Genomic DNA, 511 nt, shown 5'->3' with positions numbered 1-511 from the left:
ATTTCCGGCAAGCAAATAGAAATAAAGACCTTAGATAAGAGTTTGATAAATAGTTAATAATGGCTATCTAAGGCGTGACTGGAAACAATACCGATTTCATTATGAATAAACAACTTTTACAGCATGTATCGTAATGTGATTTATCTCTTCACGTTCGTAGACGTTTGCAGTAACCACACGAAAGCCTGACTGTTCTAGTTCCGTAATCAAAGATTGTTGTGAAGATACATGTCGATAAACATGGTCATTTTTGGTGATTTCGTAGCTATTACTGTCTTTGGCACACAAGCTGCTCACAAAGAAAACGCCATTTTCAACCAAAGAATTATAGATATGACCTAGAAAAGTATTCCGATCTTCACTAATGATGCAATGTAAACAGTTTCCGTCGATCACCACATCATAGATCTCTGGAATCTCAAGCGTTTTCTCGGTCAAGTCCGCGACGTAAAACGCCCCTTGAATGCCAGTATCTCTCGCTTTTTCTTTTGCCCAAGATATGGCAGTCGGT

At 38.6% G+C, this 511-nt stretch carries 1 protein-coding gene; it reads right to left on the bottom strand.

Annotation, left to right across the window (positions count from 1 at the left end):
- Positions 1-99: 99 nt before the first annotated feature.
- Positions 100-511, bottom strand: a 412-nt coding sequence (locus R7040_RS30140) for a class I SAM-dependent methyltransferase (RefSeq protein WP_318098147.1), incomplete at its 5' end; no start/stop codon positions are given.

Source organism: Vibrio sp. 1069, from assembly GCF_033340555.1.
This window is presented reverse-complemented; position numbering and strand designations above follow the sequence as displayed.